Source organism: Bradyrhizobium sp. NDS-1 (assembly GCF_032918005.1).
Taxonomy (GTDB): Bacteria; Pseudomonadota; Alphaproteobacteria; order Rhizobiales; family Xanthobacteraceae; genus Bradyrhizobium; species Bradyrhizobium tunisiense.
This window is the reverse complement of the sequence record NZ_CP136628.1, coordinates 3,527,656-3,549,569: the sequence shown is the minus strand read 5'-3', so window position 1 is coordinate 3,549,569 and position 21,914 is coordinate 3,527,656. Positions and strand designations below refer to the sequence as shown.

The 21,914-nt window shown below is 65.2% G+C and carries 24 protein-coding genes; 12 read left to right on the top strand and 12 right to left on the bottom strand.

The annotated features are described in order from the left end of the window. Nucleotides 1-44 precede the first annotated feature (44 nt). Genes RX330_RS16665 through RX330_RS16655 form a run of 3 tightly spaced genes read left to right on the top strand, consistent with a single transcriptional unit; the run spans nt 45 to nt 3,685 of the window. On the top strand, nt 45-1,553 hold the full coding sequence (locus RX330_RS16665) for a bifunctional 3-(3-hydroxy-phenyl)propionate/3-hydroxycinnamic acid hydroxylase (protein WP_317243681.1): 1,509 nt from the start codon (nt 45-47) through the stop codon (nt 1,551-1,553). A gap of 26 nt (nt 1,554-1,579) precedes the next feature. Then, nucleotides 1,580-2,431, top strand: coding sequence for a fumarylacetoacetate hydrolase family protein (locus RX330_RS16660; protein ID WP_212092839.1), 852 nt, complete (start codon nt 1,580-1,582; stop codon nt 2,429-2,431). Between the two features lie 42 nt (nt 2,432-2,473). Further along, nucleotides 2,474-3,685 (top strand): ABC transporter substrate-binding protein, encoded by a 1,212-nt coding sequence (locus RX330_RS16655; protein WP_212092838.1) that lies wholly within the window; start codon nt 2,474-2,476, stop codon nt 3,683-3,685. Between the two features lie 101 nt (nt 3,686-3,786). Here RX330_RS16655 and RX330_RS16650 read toward each other — a convergent pair whose 3' ends face one another. After that, nucleotides 3,787-4,629, bottom strand: a complete 843-nt coding sequence (locus RX330_RS16650) for a hypothetical protein (protein WP_212092837.1) — start codon at nt 4,627-4,629, stop codon at nt 3,787-3,789. Between the two features lie 211 nt (nt 4,630-4,840). Between RX330_RS16650 and RX330_RS16645 the strand changes: the two genes are divergently transcribed. From RX330_RS16645 to RX330_RS16630, 4 genes are read left to right on the top strand one after another with little or no spacing between them, the layout of a single operon-like run. Beyond that, nucleotides 4,841-5,725, top strand: a complete 885-nt coding sequence (locus RX330_RS16645; protein ID WP_317243680.1) for an IclR family transcriptional regulator — start codon at nt 4,841-4,843, stop codon at nt 5,723-5,725. A gap of 1 nt (nt 5,726) precedes the next feature. Then, complete coding sequence (locus RX330_RS16640) at nt 5,727-6,923, top strand: CaiB/BaiF CoA transferase family protein (RefSeq protein ID WP_317243679.1); 1,197 nt, start codon at nt 5,727-5,729, stop codon at nt 6,921-6,923. A 55-nt stretch (nt 6,924-6,978) separates the two neighbouring features. Then, nucleotides 6,979-7,959 (top strand): Bug family tripartite tricarboxylate transporter substrate binding protein, encoded by a 981-nt coding sequence (locus tag RX330_RS16635; protein WP_317243678.1) that lies wholly within the window; start codon nt 6,979-6,981, stop codon nt 7,957-7,959. Between the two features lie 19 nt (nt 7,960-7,978). Further along, nucleotides 7,979-9,202: an ABC transporter substrate-binding protein gene (locus RX330_RS16630; protein ID WP_317243677.1), complete on the top strand. Its 1,224-nt coding sequence runs from the start codon at nt 7,979-7,981 to the stop codon at nt 9,200-9,202. A 49-nt stretch (nt 9,203-9,251) separates the two neighbouring features. Here RX330_RS16630 and RX330_RS16625 read toward each other — a convergent pair whose 3' ends face one another. Together RX330_RS16625 and RX330_RS16620 are read right to left on the bottom strand one after the other, a co-directional pair. Next, nucleotides 9,252-9,743 carry an SRPBCC family protein gene (locus RX330_RS16625; RefSeq protein ID WP_212092832.1) on the bottom strand — a complete coding sequence of 164 codons (492 nt, stop codon included), beginning with the start codon at nt 9,741-9,743 and terminating at the stop codon, nt 9,252-9,254. Further along, nucleotides 9,743-10,132, bottom strand: a complete 390-nt coding sequence (locus RX330_RS16620) for an ArsR/SmtB family transcription factor (protein WP_317243676.1) — start codon at nt 10,130-10,132, stop codon at nt 9,743-9,745. Before RX330_RS16620 ends, RX330_RS16625 begins: the two co-directional genes overlap by 1 nt. A gap of 283 nt (nt 10,133-10,415) precedes the next feature. Here RX330_RS16620 and RX330_RS16615 point away from each other — a divergent pair, with 283 nt between their 5' ends. Further along, the gene (locus tag RX330_RS16615; protein ID WP_317243913.1) at nt 10,416-11,477 is read left to right on the top strand and encodes a serine hydrolase; all 1,062 of its coding nucleotides are present in this window, start codon (nt 10,416-10,418) and stop codon (nt 11,475-11,477) included. Between the two features lie 60 nt (nt 11,478-11,537). Here the strand turns inward: RX330_RS16615 and RX330_RS16610 are convergent, their stop codons facing one another. Together RX330_RS16610 and RX330_RS16605 are read right to left on the bottom strand one after the other, a co-directional pair. Further along, nucleotides 11,538-12,362 (bottom strand): outer membrane protein, encoded by an 825-nt coding sequence (locus RX330_RS16610; protein ID WP_317243675.1) that lies wholly within the window; start codon nt 12,360-12,362, stop codon nt 11,538-11,540. A gap of 269 nt (nt 12,363-12,631) precedes the next feature. After that, on the bottom strand, nt 12,632-13,336 hold the full coding sequence (locus RX330_RS16605) for an SDR family oxidoreductase (protein ID WP_212092828.1): 705 nt from the start codon (nt 13,334-13,336) through the stop codon (nt 12,632-12,634). A 116-nt stretch (nt 13,337-13,452) separates the two neighbouring features. Here RX330_RS16605 and RX330_RS16600 point away from each other — a divergent pair, with 116 nt between their 5' ends. Further along, the gene (locus RX330_RS16600; protein ID WP_317243674.1) at nt 13,453-14,295 is read left to right on the top strand and encodes a GNAT family N-acetyltransferase; all 843 of its coding nucleotides are present in this window, start codon (nt 13,453-13,455) and stop codon (nt 14,293-14,295) included. A 6-nt stretch (nt 14,296-14,301) separates the two neighbouring features. Here the strand turns inward: RX330_RS16600 and RX330_RS16595 are convergent, their stop codons facing one another. From RX330_RS16595 to RX330_RS16565, 7 genes are all read right to left on the bottom strand, one after another. Continuing rightward, complete coding sequence (locus RX330_RS16595; RefSeq protein ID WP_212092826.1) at nt 14,302-14,742, bottom strand: hypothetical protein; 441 nt, start codon at nt 14,740-14,742, stop codon at nt 14,302-14,304. A 175-nt stretch (nt 14,743-14,917) separates the two neighbouring features. Beyond that, nucleotides 14,918-15,196 carry a hypothetical protein gene (locus RX330_RS16590; RefSeq protein WP_212092825.1) on the bottom strand — a complete coding sequence of 93 codons (279 nt, stop codon included), beginning with the start codon at nt 15,194-15,196 and terminating at the stop codon, nt 14,918-14,920. 12 nt (nt 15,197-15,208) lie between these two features. Further along, on the bottom strand, nt 15,209-15,670 hold the full coding sequence (locus RX330_RS16585) for a curlin (RefSeq protein WP_317243673.1): 462 nt from the start codon (nt 15,668-15,670) through the stop codon (nt 15,209-15,211). 45 nt (nt 15,671-15,715) lie between these two features. Next, nucleotides 15,716-16,126 (bottom strand): curlin, encoded by a 411-nt coding sequence (locus RX330_RS16580; RefSeq protein ID WP_317243672.1) that lies wholly within the window; start codon nt 16,124-16,126, stop codon nt 15,716-15,718. Between the two features lie 26 nt (nt 16,127-16,152). Then, on the bottom strand, nt 16,153-16,545 hold the full coding sequence (locus RX330_RS16575) for a curlin (RefSeq protein ID WP_317243671.1): 393 nt from the start codon (nt 16,543-16,545) through the stop codon (nt 16,153-16,155). Nucleotides 16,546-16,666: 121 nt separating this feature from the next. Beyond that, nucleotides 16,667-17,068, bottom strand: a complete 402-nt coding sequence (locus RX330_RS16570) for a curlin subunit CsgB (protein ID WP_212092822.1) — start codon at nt 17,066-17,068, stop codon at nt 16,667-16,669. Nucleotides 17,069-17,247: 179 nt separating this feature from the next. Then, nucleotides 17,248-17,895, bottom strand: a complete 648-nt coding sequence (locus tag RX330_RS16565) for a response regulator transcription factor (protein WP_317243670.1) — start codon at nt 17,893-17,895, stop codon at nt 17,248-17,250. A 599-nt stretch (nt 17,896-18,494) separates the two neighbouring features. Between RX330_RS16565 and RX330_RS16560 the strand changes: the two genes are divergently transcribed. From RX330_RS16560 to RX330_RS16550, 3 genes are read left to right on the top strand one after another with little or no spacing between them, the layout of a single operon-like run. Next, the gene (locus RX330_RS16560) at nt 18,495-19,925 is read left to right on the top strand and encodes an efflux RND transporter periplasmic adaptor subunit (RefSeq protein WP_317243669.1); all 1,431 of its coding nucleotides are present in this window, start codon (nt 18,495-18,497) and stop codon (nt 19,923-19,925) included. Beyond that, nucleotides 19,922-20,647 (top strand): ABC transporter ATP-binding protein, encoded by a 726-nt coding sequence (locus tag RX330_RS16555; RefSeq protein WP_212092819.1) that lies wholly within the window; start codon nt 19,922-19,924, stop codon nt 20,645-20,647. The genes RX330_RS16560 and RX330_RS16555 overlap by 4 nt, the downstream gene beginning before the upstream one ends. After that, entirely contained in the window at nt 20,644-21,867 is a 1,224-nt protein-coding gene (locus RX330_RS16550; RefSeq protein ID WP_212092818.1) for an ABC transporter permease, read from the top strand. Before RX330_RS16555 ends, RX330_RS16550 begins: the two co-directional genes overlap by 4 nt. Nucleotides 21,868-21,914 lie beyond the last annotated feature (47 nt).

Sequence of the window (21,914 nt, the reverse complement as noted above, 5' to 3'; positions counted from 1 at the left end):
GACGGCGTTGAACGGACGGCCTGGCTTGGGGAAGAGATACCCCCATGCAAGATAAATCCGCCCCCGAGGAGTTTGATGTCGTGATCGTCGGCCGCGGCCCGGTCGGCGCCACGCTCGCCAACCTGCTCGGCCTGTGCGGCCTTCGCACGCTGGTGCTGGAGCGCGAGGCGCGGACCTATCATTTGCCACGGGCGGTGCATTTCGACGACGAATGCATGCGCGTATTCCAGACAATCGGCCTCGCCGACGCGATCTCGCCGCTCGTCATCCTCAGCCCAGGCATGCTCTTTCTCGATGCCAACGGCAAGATGCTGCTGGACTGGTCGCGTCCGCAGACTTTGACGCCAATGGGCTGGCATCTCAGCTACCGCTTCCACCAGCCGGATCTGGAGGACGTCCTGATCGGCGGCCTCGCCCGCTTTCCCCACGTCTCATTGCAGAACCGGTGCGACGTCTTCGCGCTCGACCAGGACGAGAATGGCGTGCGCGTCCGCTACGAAGACCTCTCCAACGGCAAGCTCCGCGAGGTTCGCGCCGGCTATGTCGTCGGCTGCGACGGCGCCCGCTCGCTGGTCCGCCGGTTCATCGGTTCCGGCATGGACGATCTCGGCTTCCACGAACGCTGGCTGGTGATCGACGTCCTGCTCAAGCGCGCGCGCGACGATCTCGGCGACTACAGTCTCCAGCATTGCGATTCCAGCCGGCCGGCGACCTATGTGCGCGGCACCGGGACGCGGCGGCGCTGGGAGATCACGGTTCTCCCGGACGAGGATTCCCAGGAGATCGCGCAACCGGCAAAGGTCTGGGAGCTGCTGTCGCGCTGGATCACGCCCGACGATGCCGAGCTCGAACGCGCCGCGGTCTACACGTTTCATTCGGTGATCGCACAGCAATGGCGGAATGGACGATTGCTGCTCGCGGGCGACTCCGCACACCAGACTCCGCCCTTCCTGGGCCAGGGCATGTGCGCGGGCATCCGCGATGCCGCGAATCTCTCCTGGAAGCTCGGCGCCATCATCCGGGGCGGCGCCCCGCCCGATCTGCTCGACACGTACCAGAGTGAACGTCAGCCGCATGTGCGCGAATTCATCGAGCTCGCCATCCGTCTCGGCGGCGTCATCAACACCAAGGCGATCGAAGCGGGCCTTGCCGCCGGCGAGGCCAGAGAGAACGCGCCGGTCAAGCTCGAGGTGAAGAAGCCCCTGCTGGGCCCCGGGCTCGCGCTCGGCACGTCGCCCCTGGCCGGACAACTCGCGCCGCAATTCGCGTTGACGGACGGCGGCCGCAGCGACGACCGGGTCGGCTACAGCCACGCGCTCCTCGTCGAGAGTGCGGCCATGCTCTCGTCGCCTCTCGCTCTTTCACGGGCAGGGATCAAGATCCTGACCAACGATGACGCGGAAGCCATCGGCGACTGGCTGCGCAAGCACGGCATCACCGCCGCGCTGGTTCGCCCCGACCGCTACGTGCGCGGCACTGCCCGTAACGGGACCGAACTCGACCAGCTCATCGCCGCCATCATGCCTCCAACCCAGGTGCCGTCCGCGGCCTGACCGAACAATTCTCAGGGATATATCTCATGAAGCTGCTTTCTTTCATCGCCGACGGCCGCGCCTCTTTCGGCGCCGTCAAGGACAACGGCGTCGTCGATCTCGGCGCGCGCATGGCGCCCTGCACGACGCTGCGGCAATTGCTCGAAGCCGGTCGCCTCGCCGAAGCGGCGAAGCTGGCCGCATCCACTGCGCCCGATCATCCGCTCGACAAGATCGTCTTCGCCCCCGTGATTCCCGATCCCGGCAAGATCATCTGCGTCGGCCTCAACTATCGGGACCACGTGGCTGAAACCGGCCGCACCGTCACCGAGAAGCCGGCGCTGTTCGTGCGCTTTCCCTGCAGCCAGGTCGGCCATCTCCAGCCGATCGTGAAGCCCAGGGTAAGCGACGATTTCGACTATGAGGGCGAGCTCGCGCTGGTCATCGGCAAGCAAGGCCGGCACATCCCGGCGAGCCGCGCGCTCGACCACATCGCCGGCTATTCCTGCTACAATGAAGGCAGCATCCGCGACTGGCAGCGGCACACCAGCCAGTTCCTGTCCGGCAAGACCTTTGCCGAAAGCGGGAGCTTCGGCCCGTGGCTGGTGACGACGGACGAAATTCCAGATCCGTCAAAGCTCGCCTTGCAGACGCGCCTGAACGGCGCCGTCGTGCAGGACACCACGACCGACCTCCTGATCACCGCCATCCCCGAGTTGATCGCCTACATCTCCACGATCTGCCCGCTGGTCCCCGGCGACGTCGTCGTGACGGGCACGCCGGGCGGGGTCGGCGCCAAGCGCACTCCGCCACTGTGGATGCGCCCGGGCGACACCGTCGAGGTCGAGATCTCCGGCATCGGAACCTTGCGCAACACGGTCATCGCCGAACCGGCCTGACCACGTCTTCGCACAATCAAAATGACAAAACCGGGAAACGCCATGGCCAACATCCGCACGACGTCCGCCACCATCCTGCTGGTCACGCTGGCGCTCGCAGGACCGCCTGCGCGCGCCGAGATCAAGAGCGACTTGATCCGCATCGGCGTGCTCACCGACATGAACGGCGTGTTCGCCACCGCCATGGGGCCGGGCTCGGTCGAGGCGGCGCGGATGGCCGCGGAGGAGTTTGGCGGCAAGATCAACGGTAAGCCGATCGAGATCCTGCAGGCCGATCACCAGAACAAGCCGGATCTTGCGGCATCGCTGGCCCGCAAATGGTTCAGCGACGGCGTCCAGGCAATCGCCGACGGCGGCAGCTCCGGCGCCGCCCTCGCGGTGCAGGAGCTCGTCCGCGGCAACGGAAAAATCTTCCTCGTCTCCGGCGCCGGCGCCAATCAGCTCACCGACGAGGCCTGCGCGCCGACCAGCGTGCAATGGACCCAGGACGCCTATTCCACCGCGACCGCCGTGGTCTCCGGCATCATGCAGACCAGCAAGGAGCCATGGTTCTTCATCACCGGCGACTACGCCTTCGGCCATTCGATTGAGGCGACGGCACGAGCCCGCATCGGCGAACTCGGCGGCAAGGTCGCCGGCGGCGTCAAGGCGCAGCTCGGCACGCCCGATTTCAGCTCGTTCCTGCTGCAGGCCCAGTCCTCGGGCGCGAAGATCCTCGCCATCAACGTGGCCGGCGACAACGCCACCGCGATCAAGCAGGCCGAGGAATTCGGTCTCGCTGATCAGGGTATCAAGATCGTGCCGATGTCGTTTCAGAACGTCGACATTGAAGCGGTCGGGCTGAAGGCAACCAGGGGCGACCTCATCCTCACCTCGTTCTTCGAGGACGTCTCGCCGGCAGCCCGGAAGTTCTCCGACGCCTTCTATGCGCGGCGGAAGGCGATGCCGTCGCAGATCCAGGCCGGCGTCTATTCCGCCGTGCGCCACTATCTGCAGGCGATCAAGGACACAGATTCCGACGACAGCGCGACCGTAATGGCCAAGATGAAGGCGACCCCCGTGTCGGATGCGTACACGCCCAACGGCCGCATCCGCGAAGACCAGCGCATGGTGCACGATCTCTATTTGGTTCAGGTCAAGACGCCCCAGGAGTCCCGGGGGCCGTGGGATTTCGTCAAGCTGGTCGCGACCATCCCGCCCGATCAGGCCTTCCGTCCGCTCGACCGCAGCAAGTGCAGCCTGGTGGGCAAGTAGAGCGGATTCAAGCGAAGTGCCCGCAATTTCGCGCCAGGAACGCGCGTCAAACCGTGAATCCCGAGCACTGCTCCAATTCCATCGGAATGGTGCTCCAGCCCTCAGGCCAGATAGCGCGCCAGATAGCCTTCCATCGCGTAGAGCGCGCAGAGCGCGAGGCTCGACCACACCGCGGCGCTGAAATACAGGAACATCCAGGTCAGCTCGCCCTTCCAATGCGCGATGTCGTGGGTCACCACCCAGCGCGTCGAGACATCGTGCAGGCCTTCGAGGAAGCCGAGAAACCTGTTGCCCTCGGCGTGCCCTGCCCGCCAGCGGCTGAAATACATCGGCACGTCGACGGTGATGAGGAAGGCCAGGAAGCAGGCAATGCCGACGATGCCGGACATCAGCGCCCAGCGCACGGGGCCCTGGAATTCCGGCATCAGGCGGCACAGCGCGATGCCGGCCAGGAAGAAGGTCACCGCCCAGAGCGAGTTCTCGATCGCGTTGTAGAGGAAGTTGGTCGTCACCACTGCATACCAGGAGAAGCACTCCGCGATGATGATGATCGGCACGATCACGAGCGCGATGTTCACCGCGGTCTCCGCACCGGTCATCTTGCCGAGCTGATGCAGGATGATGGCCCATTGCGCGACGAAGCAGAGCTCGGCCACGGTCGCGACCGTTCGGCCGACGACGACGCTCGACAGCCAGGTGTCGAACAGGCAGATGCGCTGCACGTCGGCGCGCGGCAGGACCGAGCGAAACGCGCAGCCGAACACATAACCGGCGCACAACAGGAACATTAGCCCGATGTCCGAGCCGCCACCGAGGCTGCCCGAAGGCGTGGGGTAGAACTCGCGGTACAGCATGAACCAGACGAGGATGTTGGCGCCGCTCACAAGCGTGAGGGATCCCCACCACCACGCGAGGGGATTCGACCGCTGCTGCCACTGCAACATGAACTGCTCCAAGAATTATCGATCTGACATGCCGACGTAATAATCCTGTCACAGGAGGGCATGCAATCACGACAAAAATCTGTGTGTTTGGTGGGTCGAGCGCGCGCTTCAGCGAAACCCCGGCGCAACCGTACCGTCCACATAGCGGACATTTTTTGCCGCAACGGCGAATTAATTGGACATCCCAAATTCGTTCGTCCGATAGTTAGGAATGCCTCGGACAGATTCCGCCAAACCTCGACATCCGCTCTCCTCCGCCGCCGCAGTGCTGGCGGAGAGTGTCGACGACGCCGCCTTCGCGACGACGCTGGCGAAGGGGCTCGTCGTGCTCGAGGCGTTCAGGGCCGGCAGCACGCTGCTGGGCAACATGGAGCTGTCGACGCTCACCGGAATTCCGCGGCCGACGGTCGCGCGGCTGACCCACACGCTGGCCGAACTCGGCTACCTCCGCTACGACGCCGAACGCGCCAAGTACCGCGTCGGTGCGCGGGCGCTGCGGATCGCGCATCCCCTGCTTGCCGGGATGCAATTCCGCCAAATGGCGCGGCCGATGATGCAGGAGCTCGCGCTCAGCGTCCGCGGCACGGTTTCGATCGGTCTGCTCGACGCCACCTCGATGATCTATGTCGAGACCGCGCGCTCCGGTGATGTCGGGCCGCACGCGCCCGACATCGGCATGCCGATTCCCGTGGTGATGACCGCGATGGGACGCGCCGCGGCGGCGACCCTGCCGTCGGCCGATGCGGAGCGGCTCGAACGGAACATCGCCTCGGAAGACGCCGAGCTGTGGTCTGCTTTTCGTGACAAGTATCGCGCCGGGATCACGCAATGCAAAAGCCGCGGCTTCTGCACCTGCTGGGGCGAATACATGGCCTCGATCCATGCCGTCGCCGCGCCGTTGTTTCACGCCGGCGAATCGAAGCAGTCGTTCTCGATCAATTGCGGCATCCCCGCGTTCCGGTTGCAGCCGGGGCAGCTCGAGGGCGAGATCGGACCGCGCATCGCGGCGCTCGCCGACAGCATCCGCGCCATCGTCGGGCAGGCAGAGCTCACGCCGCCCCGCAAAACCAAGAAAATCACAAGCGCCGGGACGTGACATGGCTGGACCGCTCGAGGGACTGAAGGTTCTCGACATCGCGACGATCATCGCAGCGCCCTTTGCCGCAACCCTGCTGGCCGACTACGGCGCCGAGGTGCTCAAGATCGAAATGCCCGGGCATGGCGACGGCGTGCGGGCGTTTCCGCCGTTCAAGGACGGCAAGCCGCTGTGGTGGAAGGCGGCCAACCGCAACAAGAAGTTTGCCACGCTCGATCTGCGCACACCGGACGGTCTTGCGCTGTTCAAGCAGCTCGTTTCCCGCTTCGACGTGCTGATCGAGAATTTCCGTCCGGGGACGCTCGATCGATGGGGCCTGTCGAAGGAGGTGCTGTGGTCGATCCAGCCGCGCCTCGTGATCCTGCGCGCCACCGCCTTCGGGCAGGATGGCCCTTATCGCGAGCGGCCTGGCTTTGCCCGCATCTTCGAGGCCATGGGCGGGCTCACCTATATCACGGGGGAGAGCGACGGCGAGCCGACCCATCCGGGATACCCGATCGGGGACTCGATCGGCGGTCTGTTCGGTGCCGTCGGCGTGCTCGCGGCGCTCTGGAAACGGGCGCACGACCCCGATGCGCCCGGCGAGGAGATCGATCTTTCGCTGACCGAAGCCACCTTCCGCCTGCTCGACGTCCTCGCCATCGAGCACGATCAGCTCGGCGCCATCCGCAGCCGGATCGGCAACGCCAACGGCTATTCGGCGCCGGCCGCCGTGTTTCGCACCAGCGACGATCACTGGGTGACGCTGGCGGGTTCGACCAACGCCCTCTTTGCGGCGAACTGCCGGGCGATCGAGCGGCCCGACCTGATCGACGATCCGCGCTTCGCCACCAACGACCGGCGCGTCAAACATGCCGCCGAGCTCAACGACATCTTCGCCGGCTGGTGTGCCGCGCATCCCCTCGACGAGGTGCTCGCGAGATTCAACGCCGCGCAGGGAACGCTCGCCCCGATCTATTCGATCGACCAGATCGCGGACGACCCGCAAATGAAGGCGCGCGAAGTCATCACGCGCGTCCCTGACCGCGATTTCGGCACGGTCGCCATGACCAACGTCGTTCCGCGCTTCACCGTCGATCCCACGCGAATGCGTCACGCAGCCGGCGACATCGGGCAGGACAATCGCGAAGTCTATTGCGACTGGCTCGGCCTTTCGGAGGACGAGATCGAACGGCTCACCCAGCGAAAGGTGATCTGAACGTCGCGGCAAGACCAACAAGAACACCAACAATAAAAAGGGGAGGAAGAAGACAGTGACATCGCTCACACGCCGAGCCCTGCTGGGCACCATCGCAGGCAGCCTGGTCGCCGGCCCCGGCCTGACGGCACGGGCCGAGGATGCCTGGCCCTCGCGGATGGTGCGGCTGATCTCGCCCTACGGGCCCGGCGGCTCCAACGACATCTCGCTGCGCCTGCTCGCCGAAGAGTTCGGCCGCAGCCTGCGTCAGCAATTCATCGTCGAGAACAAGCCGGGTGCCGGCACCCGCATCGCCAATGACATGGTCGCGCATGCGCCGGGCGACGGCTACACCATTCTCTACGTCGCGGCTCCCTACGCCACCGCCGAGGCGCTGTTCGGCAAGCTGACCTATGACCGCAAGGATCTGCAGCCGGTGGCCATGGTCGTGGTCGCGCCGCTGTTTCTCATCATCAGCGCCGACGCTCCGTTCAAGACGCTTCCCGAGCTGATCGCCTATGGCAAGTCAAAACCCGATGGGCTGACCTTCGCCTCGCCCGGCGCCGGCTCACAGCCGCACCTTGCCGGCGAGCTCCTGTTTCGCGACGCCGGTGTCAAGGGTCTCAACATCCCCTTCCGCGGCGATGCCGCCTCCTACACCGAGCTGCTCGCCGGCCGCGTCGATGCCACGCTGACGGCGCTGCCGACTGCCCTGCCCTATATCCAGAGCGGCAAGTTCATCGTGCTCGGCGTCGCCTCGCCCGAGCGCAGCGCACTCTATCCGCAGGCGCCAACCTTGCGCGAGCAGGGCTTTCCCAACGTTGCTGCTGCCGGCTGGTACGGCTTCATGGCGCCCTCGACGACGCCGCGCGCGATCGTCGACAAGCTCCAGGCCGAAGTTCTGCGCGCGCTGGCAGAACCTGCGATCAAGGACAAGCTGACCGCTCAGGGCCTCGAAGTGCGCGCCGGCAATGCGACCGAGTTCGGCCGGTTCATCGACGCCGAGACGCAGAAATGGGCCAAGCTGATCCGCGACGCCGGTCTCAAGGGCGAATAGCAATCGGGAGGGACCGGACATGACAAGCGTCATTCTCAAACACATCGCGGCCTTCGCCCTGCTTCTCGGGCTGTCGAGCGCCGCGGCGCAGGCGCAGAAGAAATACGATCCCGGCGCTTCCGACACCGCGATCAAAGTCGGTCAGACCGTGCCGCTCAGCGGCCCGGCCTCGGCCTACGCCGTGATTGGCAAGACTCAGGCCGCCTATATGAAGATGATCAACGATCAGGGCGGGGTGAACGGCCGCAAGGTCGAATTGATCCAGTATGACGATGCCTACTCGCCGCCGAAAACCGTGGAGCAGACCCGCAGGCTGGTCGAAAGCGACGAGGTGCTGCTGACTTTCCAGATCATCGGCACCGCGCCGAACGTCGCCGTTCAGAAATATCTCAACGCCAAGAAGATCCCGCAGCTGTTTGCCGCGACCGGAGCGGCGCGCTTCACCGATCCCAAGAACTTTCCCTGGACCATGGGCTTCAATCCCTCATACCTCGTGGAGGGCCGCATCTACGCGCAGTACCTGCTGAAGAACCGCCCCAACGCGAAAATTGGCGTGCTCTACCAGAACGACGACCTCGGCAAGGATTATCTCGCCGGCCTCAAGGCCGGCCTCGGCGAGAAGGCCGCGAATATGGTCGTGGCCGAGACGTCCTACGAGATCACCGAACCGACGATCGACTCGCAGATCCTGCGGCTCAGGGATGCCGGCGCCGACGTGCTGTTCAGCGCCACGACCCCTAAACAGGCGGCCCAGGCGATCAAGAAGGTCGCGGAGATCGGCTGGAAGCCGCTGCACATCATCGACATCAACGCCTCCTCGCTCAGCGCCGTGCTGAAGCCGGCGGGCCTGGACAATTCCAAGGGCGTCGTCAGCGTCGGTTACGTCAAGGATGCCGCCGATCCCGAATGGAAGGACGATCCCGGCATGAAGCGCTACCTCGCCTTCATGGCCAAGTACTATCCCGAGGGCGACAAGGATTCGAACCTGAACGTCTACGGTTACATCACCGCGCAGTTGCTCATTCAGGTGCTGAAGCAATGCGGCGACGACCTCACCCGCGACAACGTGATGCGGCAGGCGGCCAACCTCAGGAACGTCGAACTCGACCTGACGCTGCCGGGCATCTCGGTCTCGACGTCGCCGACCGATTATCGCGTCAACAAGCAGTTCCAGATGGTGCAGTTCGACGGCCAGCGCTGGCAGAAACTCGGCGACATCGTGACAGACGAGGCCAGGGAGTGAGGCGCGCGAATGCGGTCCCGGCTTGTCCTCAGCCGGGACCGCTTTGTCCTCAACGCTTCATGCCCGCCACATAGGCTGCAAGCTTGTCCAGCGTCTGGTAGCCGTATTCGACGGCGCCGAAGCCGATCATGCCGTCGCGCTGCTCGGAGCTCGAGGCCAGCTGACGCATCATCAGCACGGTCTTGCCATTGCTCTGCTCGGCAAAGGTGACGGTGAAGCGGAACATGCCGGGGTCATCGTCCTGGTCGAGGCCGTGATCCATCTCCATCAGCGACGGCCGCTCGATGCGGCGGAAGCGCATGCGGTTCGGATAGACCGTGCCGTCGGGGCCGATCATGTTGAAGCGCCAGACGCCGCCGACCCGCACGTCGATCTCGAAGGTCTCGACCTTGAAACCCTTCGGCCCGAACCATTGCGGCAGATGCTTCGGGTCGGACCAGGCCTCGAACACCAGATCGCGCGGCGCGTCGATCACGCGGGACATCACGATCTCGCGGTCGAGGGACCATTGCGACAGAGCGGGATTGGCAGAATTCGTCATCACTCAGAACCTTTCTTCCTGGTTGCTCGGGACGGCCGCTTGGCGGCCGCCCTCTCCTTCTCTTTCTTGAGCTTCATCACATAGGCTTCGAACCGGTCGAGCCGCGCCTCCCAGATCGCGCGCTGCCGCTGGAACCAATCCTCGGCGCCGAGGAGCGCATCCGGGCTGAGCCGGCAGGTGCGCACGCGCCCGGACTTCTCCGACAGAATGAGCCCGCTCGTCTCCAGCACGTGGATGTGCTTCATGAAGCTCGGCAACGCCATGTCGAAGGGATCGGCGAGCTCGCCGACCGACGCCTCGCCGTCACATAGCCGCATCACGATCGCCCGCCGCGTCGGATCGGCGAGCGCGGAGAAGACCTGATCGAGGGGGGATAATTGGTTAGCCATGAAGCTAACTATAGAGCCGCCAGGATCCGACGTCAATAATTGTTAGCTGAACGGCTAAGTTATTTTGCCGCGTCTCCCACCAGGCGGAACCCGACAACGCGCAATCGTGAATTGGGACGCCCGCCCTCTTCACGCTAAGAAGGCTTTGGGGGCGCATCCTGCATGCGTCAGAGTCGTGCCAGCCGTTGTCACTTCGTCGCACCTCACCCGGCGTGCGCTCTCCCGGGCGGCGCTCGTTCCGCTCGCCCTCGCCTGGCCCCGCCGTGCCTCGGCGGATTCCGACATGATCGCGCAGATGCGCGACATCGTCGCGCGCGAGCTGGCACCGACCGCGACGCCGGACCATGCGGGCGGCCTCGCCGCCGCCCTCTATGCCGGGCGCCATGTCGAGTTCTTCACCTATGGTCTTGCCGACGATGTCACGCGGCGGCCGGTGACGCCGGACACGCTGTTCAACCTCGCCTCCTTGAGAAAGCCGTTCGAGGCGGCTCTTGTCGCGCTTGGCGTGCTGCGCGGCGAGCTGCGGCTCGACGACCGCTTGCCGAAATACATGCCCGAGCTGGACGGCAGCTATATCCGCAACGTGACCGTCGGCCAGCTTGTCACGCATACCTCGGGTCTGTTGTTGCCGACCGACCATCCGCCCTGGCCGAACGAGCAGTACACGCGCGAGCAGTTTATGGCCATGCTGAACGCCTTCGCGCCGGCGTCCGGCGTCGCGCCCGGCCGGCAGCGCATCTACACCCATGCCGGCTACGTGGTGCTTCAGCTCGTGCTCGAACGTTGCACCGGCAAGCCGATCCGCACGCTGATCCAGCACCGCATTCTCCGTCCCCTCGCCATGGAGGCCACCTTCCTCCCGGAACGCGGCACAGACAATCGCGCTGTCATGGACGAGGCCTGGATGCAGCGCGTGGTCCAGGGCTATTCCGACCAGGGCGTGGCGATCGGCCCGATCGGCAGCCAGCAGAGCTATTTCGACTTTGCCGGCACGGGCCAGATGTTCTCGTCCGCCCGGGATCTTGCCACTTTCGCAACGGCTTGCATCGATGGCCGCGCGATTGATCCGCATTTGCGCGAGACGCTGCGGATGACGCAGCGTGAGTCCTTCCGCATCGACGAAAAGTTCGGACAGGCCATGGCCTGGGAGACCGTGCATCTCCCTGACGCCACGATCGTCGACAAGCCGGGCGGCCTCAACAACGCCTCGGGCTATATCGGACTGGTGCCGGCGCGGCGGATCGCCATCGTCCTGCTCGCCAATCGCGGCGAGTATCCGCACGAGATCGCCCGCTACAAGATCCTGCCCGCGCTGGCGCGTCTGGTGGCATCGCACGCTGGCTGACGCCGCAACAAAAAGCCCCGGCGAACCGGGGCTTTTCACACCAGAGTCGCAACGGGCTGCTCAGTATCTGGCGACGACCGGTCCGCCGAACTTGTAGTTCACGCCGACGCGCACGATGTTCGACTTGAGATCGACAGAATGGGTGAAGGTCTGGGCCGGCAACGCCACACCGACGTTCAGATTGTTGCTGGTCATGCTGCTGCGACCGAGATCGACGTAGAGATATTCGGCCTTCAACGACCAGCCGTTGCCGACGGCGTATTCACCGCCGAGGCCTGCCGTCCAGCCGACGCGGGTGTCGCGGATCGCTCCGGACTCGGTCGCGCCTGCAAAGGTGTCGGTGAAGCTGAAATTGCCCTTCACCTCGGCGATGGCGGCGCCGCCGGTGGCGTAGATCAGCCAACTCGGTGTCGCGAGGAAGCCGATGCGGCCGCGAATGGTGGCGAGCCAATCGGCCGAGGCCGACGAATTGATGGTGAAGGTGCTGGGCGCGCAGCAGGGATACACGGCCGTGCTGCTCGCGCTGCCCTTGAAGCCGAAATAGTTGATGTCGCCTTCGAGGCCGAGCACGGCGTTGTTGACCTGCCAATTGTAGCCGGCGGTGAAGCCGCCGGTCACGCTGGAGCTGTTGATGTGCTGGGCGCCGACCGACCCGATGGCGGTCACGCTCGAATCCGCGAAATAGGCAGCCACCGGGAACAGCGTGGTGGTGGCGGGGTTCGCACTGCCCCACTGCCCACCGACATTGCCGCCGACGTAGAAGCCGGTCCAGTTATAGGCCGGCGCCATCACCGGCGCCTTGGTGTAACGCGCCGCGAGGTCGGCCGCCTGAACGGATGCGGTCCCCAGGACAACCGAAGCGATCGCCAGCAAAAACTTGTTCATATCAATCTCCTTGCCCCACGCGATCGACCTCGCGTTCCGAATGCGCGCCTGTACCAGGCAACCGTCGCAGAGAGGGGATAGGGCGTGCGCGGCTGCTCGTCTTGGGCTGCGGCGAAGTTCACTAGGACTGTGACGTAGTGTGAGCTTCGGATCGTGCGAACGGATGCCAACTGTGGCCGGCGGGCCACGCGTCAAGCCGCCACCCGCGGCGCGCAGCACACAACCGCGTCGCACCACGACAAGATCCCTGAACCCGATTCGACTCTGCCTCAGACCGAGCGCGTCAGCCCGCCGTCGACGCGGATGTTCTGGCCGGTGATGTAGGCCGCGCCCTCGGAGGCCAGGAACGAGATCGTCGCCGCAATCTCCTCGACCTTGCCGTAGCGCTTCATCGGCACGCTGTCGCGGCGCGCATCAGTCTGCGGCAGGCTGTCGATCCAGCCCGGCAGAACGTTGTTCATGCGGATGTTGTCGGCCGCATGGGTGTCGGTGAAGATCTTGGTGAAGGCGGCAAGGCCTGCGCGGAACACCGCCGAGGTCGGGAACATCGCGCTGGGCTCGAAGGCCCAGGCGGTGGAGATGTTGATGATGGCGCCACCCTTTTGCGCCTGCATGATCGGCGTCACCAGCCGCGTCGGGCGGATCGCGTTCAGCAGATATGTGTCGAGGCCGGCATGCCACTGCTCGTCGGTGATCTCGGTGATCGGCGCGCGCGGCCCGTGCCCGGCGCTGTTGACGAGCACGTCGATCCGTCCCCACTTCGCCATGGCGCCATCGACGAGACGCTTCAAATCGTCGTTCTCCCTGTTGGAGCCGGTGACGCCGAGCCCGCCGAGCTCGGCGGCCAGCGCCTCGCCCTTGCCGGAGGACGACAGGATCGCGACGCGAAACCCGTCCGCGGCCAGCCGCCGCGCAGCGCCTGCCCCCATGCCGCTGCCGCCGGCGGTAACGAGCGCAACCTTCTCTGCTGCCATGACCGATCATCCCTCGAGTTGAGGCGAGCCGCAGGCTCGGCCTATCATGAGGCCTTCTACCGCCAGACCTGTCGGCAGGTCCATGGCCAGAGGACACACCTCATGAGCAAAGCGAGATGAGTGATTTGCAGATCCGCAACTTAGCCCCCGAGGAGATCTCCATCGCCATCGACTGGGCCGCGGCCGAGGGCTGGAATCCCGGCCTCTCCGACGCCGCCTGCTTCGCGGCTCCCGACGCGCAAGGCTTCTTCGTCGGCGAGATCGATGGCGAGCCGGTGGCGACAATCTCCTGCGTCGATTACGACGACCGCTTCGCCTTCCTCGGCTTCTACATGGTGCGCGCAGATCTGCGCGGCTCTGGCCACGGCCTGCGCATCTGGAACGCGGCGATCGCGCATGCGGGCGCGCGCGTGATCGGGCTCGACGGTGTCGTGGCACAGCAGGACAATTACAGGAAATCCGGCTTCCAGCTCGCTTACGCCAATATCCGCTATGGCGGCATCGCCGCCGCGCCCTTCAGGCCGCCCGCCGATGTCGTTGCGCTCGACAAAATCCCGTTTGCAAATGTGGAAGCCGACGACGCCAGTGTCTTCCCGGCCCGGCGCAGCGCCTTCCTGCGGGCCTGGATCAACACGCCGGGCCATCTCGGCCGCGCGCTGGTGCGCGACGGCAAGCTCGCCGCATGGGGCGTGATCCGGCCGTGCCGGACCGGCCACAAGATCGGCCCGTTGGTCGCCGACGACCGCGCGGCGGCGGAGGCGATCGTCCAGGCCCTGCTTGCGAGCGCAAATATTGGCGAAGTGTTCCTTGATGTCCCCGCCGTCAACCCCCAGGCCATCGCGCATGCGGAGGCGCTCGGCCTCAAGCCGGTGTTCGAGACCGCGCGGATGTACACGGGGCCGATCGCGCCGCTGCGCATCGACCGCGTCTTCGGCGTGACCAGCTTTGAGCTCGGCTAGCGCCGCTCAATAGCAGCGCATGATGTTGACGGTGTGCTCGCTGCCGCCGCGGCCGGGAACCGTCACCTGCTCTGTCGGGCAGCTCGGCACATAGGGTCGGTCGGACGGCACGACATTCGGCGGGAAGCGATGCGTCCAGTCCCAGGGAACGTCATAGGAATAGGTGTAGCGCACGTCGCCGGAGAACGAATGAGCTGTCTCGCCGAACGGCTGGCTGTAGGCGGCACCGCCGTTGAAGTACCCGCCGCCGCCGGGCCAGTAGACCCAGGGGTTGCTGCGCCGGTGAAACCGCGCGCCCGGTCCGATCGGCGCGCGCGCCATGGCGCCGGACGGCGCAGCCGCCAGGCCCTGCTGTGCGCCGGGTCCGGCAAAACCGTCATTGGCGGGAAGGAGCAGCGCGGCTGCGCTGAGCGAGGCGAGCAAGGCCCCATGCATTTTATACGTCATGATACGCACCAACTCGTTTGGCTCAAGCGATAGCGGCTCCCCGCAGCTACGCTAGGCCGGGCCGTCGCCCACCCGCAAACGTATAATTAATTATTGGTTAAGGCACGGGATTAACCGCGGAACCGCTGCGGCAAGACGCCCGGAATCCCCGGCTGCGACGGTGGGCTTTCGTGCGTCAACGGCCCTGCTTGCGCAGCCAGTCGAGCATGTCCTGCGCCGTTCCGGTACCCTGCGTCACGATCGCGGTGTTGCCGCCGCTGCGGCGATAGACCGTCGTGCGCCCGGGTTCCTTCTCGATCTTGACCTCGGCTTGTGCCGGATCGCCACTCTGCGTGATCACCGACGTGCCGTTCTCGTCCTGGACCACCGTCGTGTGGCCGTCGCCGGCGCCCGCCGGCGCCGCCGCAACCACGCCCATGAGTCCTATTCCGGAGGCGAGCAGGAGCAATCTCATCTCACACCTCCATCATCGGCTGAACTGAAAGACCGCCAGCCAGTTGAAACGCCCGAACTGCCTCACGGCTCCCGTGTTCATGTCTCCGATCTGGAGCAGGAGCGCGTTGGTGGAATTGCCGATCTGGGTGATCTCGGCGGTGTTGCTCACGCCGGACTGACCGATCACCGCATTGGTGGTGCCGCCCACCTGGATCACATTGGCATAATTGCGCGTGCCGTTCTGGATGATGGTCGCGTCCACCGTTCCGGTCCCGCCGATCTGGATCACCCGCGCGATGTTGATGCGGCTGTTCTCCTCGATCGTCACGGGCTGAACGTTGTCGCCGAACTGCACGACCGTTTCGATGCTGACATTGCCTCTCGTCACGCTGCGCTGGACCGAGCCGGCACACGCCTGCGTCGCCGAGCCGATGGCGGCGACCAATGCCGCCAGGGCGAAGACCTGTCTCAGGACCCGCTTGCCGTATCGCATCGCACTGCCCCGTTTGTTGTCGACGCCGGCGAGACCGCCTGCGTATCAGGGATTGGTCTGGACGATCGTCGACGCGTTGACCGCGCCGAACTGCGCCACCGTGCCCGCATTCATCGTGCCGAGCTGGGATATCAGGCTGGTCGCCGACTGGCCGGTCTGACCGACGAAGGCCAAATTGTTCGCTCCGGCCTGCCCGATCGCTGCGGAATTGGTCCCGCCGAATTGCAGAACGCCCGTGGCATTGTTGGTGCCGTTCTGCGTCACGGTCGCGCTGGTGCTGCCGCCGATCATGAACACGCCCGCCATGTTGAGCTGACTGTTCTGGTTCAGCACGACGGGCGGCCCGCCGACCGAGACGATGGTCTTGATGTCGGCGGTCTGGGCGCCGGCCGAGCCGGCACCGATCGAGCACAGAGCGAGCACGACGGCGCCCGCGCATCCCGAATGATATTTCATGACATGCCTCGTCACTTCGGATCGGCTCACGGAGCCTGCTGGATGATCGTGGAGCCGTTCAGGATACCGAGCTGTCCGACGCCGGCCGTGTTGTTCGCGCCGATTTGGCCGATCAGGCTCGAATTGGAGCCGCCGACCTGGCCGGCCAGCGCCGTGTTGGACGCAGTCGCGGTGGTGCCGCCCTGCCCGATCACCGAATTGTTGACGGTCAGGAGCGAGCCCGTCTGCAAGGTGGTCGCACTATTGGTCGCGCCGAACTGCATCGTCGTGGCGCTGTTGCTGGTCGACCCGCTCTGCGAAATGAACGAAGTGTTGGTGGTTCCGAATTGCAGCACGCTGGCGCTGTTGCCGGCTTGTGCATCGGCGACCGTCAGCGCACCGAACGCTGCAACCGTTGCAATGAAATAGGTGATCCGCATGTCGTTTCCTCCACGAGAATAAGCGGGCCATCGCAATTGATCGGCCGCCCGGATTGCGGTGCATTCGGGAATGGTCCGGACGCACCGCAACTCGATGCGTCCGGCCAAACGGTTGCGTGGGTCAGTGCGCCGTCTGCGTGACGGTGCTGCCGTTGGTGCCGAACACGCTGAGCTGGCCGACGCCGGCGGCGTTGTTCTGCAGCGCGGCAGGCCCGAACGAGTCCTGGGTGATCGAGCTGCCGTTGTTGCCGAACGCCACCTGCCCGGTGGTCGCCGAGTTCTGCACGCCGATCTGGGTCACCGTGCTGCCGTTGTTGAGCGAGGCCGCGCTGGTGCCCTGCATCGTGCTCGCACTGTTCACGAGGCCGAGCTGGCTGGTCGACGAAGTGGAGTTGGTGAGGCCGTTCTGCGTGACGGACGAACCGTTCGCGACGCCGACTTGCACCGTGGTCGAGGTGTTGGCGGCCTGCGCCGCGGAGGACAGGGCGAACAATGCAACGGAAGCAAAAAACAATTTGCGCATGGAGTATCCCTTTCTGGCCAAGTTGTCTGACTGAGTACGGATGCCGTCTTGGAAGAGGCCGACATCGTAGGGATACTGTGAACCGACCGTGGCCTGCGCGACAGACTGCAGTTCATGCTAATCGATACGGACTAGACGCCTGCGCGAAATGTCGGCACATGGAAGCGCAAGAGCAGATTCTATCCCATGCCTGTGCACGTCCTCTGCGCCTCGCGCCCCATGCTGTCGATCAGCCGCACCACTTCGATCGGCGTGCGCAACTCGAGCTTTCGCATCATCCTGGCGCGATGAACCTTCGCCGTCACCTCGCTCACGCCAAGCCGCGCCGCGATCTGCTTGGCGACCAGCCCTTCGGCCATCAGCAGCATGATCTCGCGCTCCCGCACCGTCAGCGTGTCGACGCGCTGGCGCGCTTCACGCACGCTGTCTTCGCGCTCCAGCCGCCTGCGATCGCGCTCGATGCCATGCCTGATGGCATCGAGGATCTCCTGCTCGCGAAACGGTTTCGGCAGAAACTCGACCGCACCGCGCTTCATGGCTTCGACCGAGACGCGGACGTCGGAATGGCCGCTGATGAAGACGATCGGGATCGACACACCCGTCTCGGCGAGCCGGCGTTGAAGCTCGAGGCCGGTCGGCGACGTGCCGGGAAAGCGGACATCGAGCACGAGGCACGAAGGTCCGGGCGAAATATCCTCCGCGAGAAACTCGTCCGTCGAGGCGAACAACTTCACCTGGTGGCCGGTCTCCTCGCACAGGCTTCCAATCGCATTTCGAATCTGGATTTCGTCGTCGACGACATAGACGGTGGCCTGGCCTGAATTCATTTCAACAAACTCCCGGCTTGGGCTCGATGGACCGGCAAACGCCGTCCATTCTTCTTGCAAGCGAAGACAAGGTGCTTGGATCAACTCGCGGGAATCGAACGATCGGCGTCCGTCCGCCGGTTCGACGTCTTAGGGCCAACGCTCGCCGGAGGCGAGTGAAGGCGTTCACACATTGGGCTTCGTGATCGCGGGGATTTCGACGCGCCACAGGCGGCATCATGGCGAAGCGCGCTATCGCGAATACGACAGTCCGGTATCTTGGCCGCAGCATCGCCAACTGCGTCATGGCATTTACAACCCACGTGCCGGCGTGATCGCCGGCCACCGGCCGTATCGACCGGATCATACGAGGCGTTCAGTCAGCTTATCGAGTTCGATACCGCGCGCTTCGTATCGATACGATGCATATGCATTGTCGGCAAATCACGAAACGTCTCACCCCGCAGACTTTACTTCTGGATGACGATGCGCACCCGACCGTCGCCCCCGCAAGCGCGACATACTGACGATCGATACTACTTTTAGATGATTTACAACCATAGCGAGTTGCCACTTTTTCCTGCCGACAACGAAATCATTTCAACGAGGCGGGTTTTGATATGCGATTTGTGCCAGCGATTGCCTTGCTAGGAACTGCATGCGGTCTCGCCGCGATCTACGCCGCGGGGCCGGCCGTCATCACCGGCGCTGCCGGGAGCGCGGCAGACAAGGCGGCTCACGCCTACGACGAGACCAAGCGGCTGCTCGTGCCCGGCCGCCGCGAAGCACCGACCTTCGGGTCGGATGCGCCGATGTTCCGCTATGCCTCCATCCAGCGCGGCAGCATCGAGCAGACCGTCACCGTCACCGGCGCCCTGCAGCCGGTGAAGACGATTGAGGTCGGTTCCCAATTGTCCGGGCAGCTCGCCCGGGTCTATGTCGATTTCAATGACACCGTGACCAAGGATCAGCCGCTCGCCTTGATCGATCCGCGCAGCTTTGCGGCCAAGGTCGACGAAGCCAGGGCCTCTCTCGCCGTTGCCAATTCCCTGGTCGACATCGCCAGGGCCAAGCTCGATCGCGCCAGGATCGACCTGCAAAATGCCAGGGGCAGCCGGGACGTGCTCGTTGCCAAGCTCGAGAGCGCGCAGGCGGTCAAGAGTTCGGCGCAGAAGACCCTGCAGCGCAAGCTGGCGCTCCAGTCGCAGAACGTCGTGGCAACGACGGCTGTCGACGACGCGCAGACGGAGTTCACCGCACGCCTCGCCCAGGAGCGCGAAGCCGAGGTCCTGATGTCCCTCAACTCCTTTTCGGTGGAGGGGGCACAGGCCGACGTCCGCCGGATCGAGGCAGAGCTGCAGCAGGCACGCATGGCCGTGCCGGAGAAGGCGGCCGTTCTCGCCGCGGCCCAGGCCGATCTCGACCGCACCGTGCTCCGCTCGCCGATCGACGGCGTCGTCGTCGGCAGGTTCGTCAACGAGGGCCAGACGCTCGCGGTCGGATTGGAATCGCGCACCACCTTCGTGGTGGCGCATCGCCTGGAAGACATGGAGATCCACGCACAGGTCGACGAAGCCGATATCGGCCGCATCGCTCCCGGCCAGCACGCGCATTTCACCGTGGACGCCTATCCGGACCGCCGCTTCGAAGCGGTGGTGCGGCAGGTGCGCAAGGCGCCGCAGAACCAGCAGCACGTCGTCACCTACACCGTGGTCCTGGCGACCTCCAATTTGGACGGCGCGCTGCTCCCCGGAATGACCGCGCTGGTGAAGATCGTGATCGAGCGCCAGGAAGACGTTCTGAAGGTGCCGCTCGCCGCACTGCGCTTCCAGCCTTCCGGCACGCGCCCGGACCCGGCCAGCACGCGCAGCGGGGTGTGGGTGCGCACCGCAAGCGGCGCGCTCCAGCGCATTGCCGTGACGGTCGGCGCGGCCGGCGTCGAACAAGTCGCACTCAAGAGCGGAGATCTCGACGAGGGCAGCCAGGTCGCCGTCGGCCAGGCGATCCGGCCGGCGGGCTTTGAATTTCTCGGAATCAGGTTCGGATCATGACCGCCTCCCCGCCGCTCATCAGCCTGCAGTCGGTCAGCAGGACCTATCGCACCGACGGGGTCGCGGTCACCGCGGTGCGCAATGTCAGTTTCGAGATCGCGCAAGGCGAGATCGTCGCCGTGATGGGACCGTCCGGCTCCGGCAAATCGACATTGATGAACATGATCGGGCTGCTCGACCTGCCGAACGAGGGCGCCGTCTATCTGGAGGGAGCCGACGTCGCCGCTCTGTCGGAAGATCGCCGGTCGTCCTTGCGTGCCCGCAGCATCGGCTTCGTGTTCCAGTCCTACAATCTGCTCGCCCGCCACAACGCGATCGAGAACGTCGCGCTGCCGCTGGTCTATTGCGGCATCGCTCGCAAGGAACGTCTGGCGCGCGCGGAAGCGAGCCTTCAGGCCGTCGGCATGCTGCACCGGGCCCATCACTTCCCGCGGCAGCTCTCCGGCGGCGAGCAGCAGCGCGTCGCGATTGCGCGCGCGTTGATCGCCTCCCCGCTGATCGTGCTCGCCGACGAGCCGACCGGCGCGCTCGACAGCCGCACCGGCGCCGAGATCCTGGCCCTGTTCGCCGCGCTCAACCGGACCGGTCAGACCATCGTGATGATCACGCATGATCCCGGCATCGCGACGCGGTGCCGCCGCACGATCCGCCTGCATGACGGCGAGCTCGTCAGTGACGAGACCCTGGTCCCGATCCTGCCGAAACGGAGTGCGCTGTCATGACCATGCTCCAGGGCTTCCAGATCGCCCTGCACGCCTTGCGCCTCAATCCGCTGCGCAGCTTCCTCACCATGCTAGGCATCGTGATCGGCGTCGCCTCCATCGTGACGGTGTTTGCGATCGGAGCCGGCGCGCAGCTTCGCCTGCAGGAGCAGATCCGCGCGATCGGCGCCAACGTGCTGATGATCACCCCGGGCGCGGTCTATCAGGGCGGCGTGCGTCTCAAGGACGGCAGCAAGCTGACGATGACCGAGAGTGACGTACAGGCCATCCTCGAGCAGATTCCGGAAATCCAGGCCGCGGCCGGCTCGATCGCCGGGACGGCGCAGGTCATCCACGAGGGCAAGAACTGGAACACGACGATCAACGGCACGACGACGGGACATTTCATGGTGCGCGACTGGCAGCTTGCGAGCGGGCGATATTTTTCCGGCCCCGAGGAGGCAGGTGCGGGCAAGGTCGTGATCCTCGGCAGCACGGTCGCACGCGAGCTGTTCGCGCCCGGCGACGACCCGATCGGCGCGCAGATCCGGATCATGAAGGTGCCGCTCGAAGTGGTCGGCGTGCTCGATCGCAAGGGACCGGCGCAGGACGACGTCGCTTTCGTTCCGCTCGCCACCGCCAAGCTGCGCTTCCTCGGCAGCGCCAGCAACATCAATCGGGATTCAGTTGCGTATATCATCGCCAAGGTGACCGGCGACGGACAGATGGCGGGGGCGCGATCGGAGATCGAGAACCTGCTGCGGCAGCGCCACCGCATCCCCGCCGGCCAGGAGGACGACTTCAAGGTCCAGGATCCGGCCGCCGCGATGGAAGCGCAGCAGGGCGCGATCCGCACTGTCGCGCTGCTGCTCGTCGCCATCGCCTCGGTCTCGCTGCTCGTCGGCGGCATCAGCATCATGAATGTCATGATCGTGTCGGTCACCGAGCGCACGAGGGAGATCGGCATCCGCCGCGCGCTGGGCGGGCGGATGCGGGACATCCGGCTCCAATTTCTCTGCGAGGCCCTCGTGCTCTGCCTGCTCGGCGGCGCCATCGGCGTCGCCGGCGGCGTCACGCTCTCGATGACGGTCGCCCGCATGGCGGGTTGGGTCACCTCGATTGACGGCCAGGCGATCGGCCTCGCCCTCGCCTTCTCGATCGCCACCGGAATCGTCTTCGGTTTCTATCCCGCCCACAAGGCATCCAAGCTCAGCCCGATCGAGGCGCTCAAAACGGAGTGAGATGATGGCGGACGCGGCGAATTCGGCCCGAAGACCAGGGAGGAGCC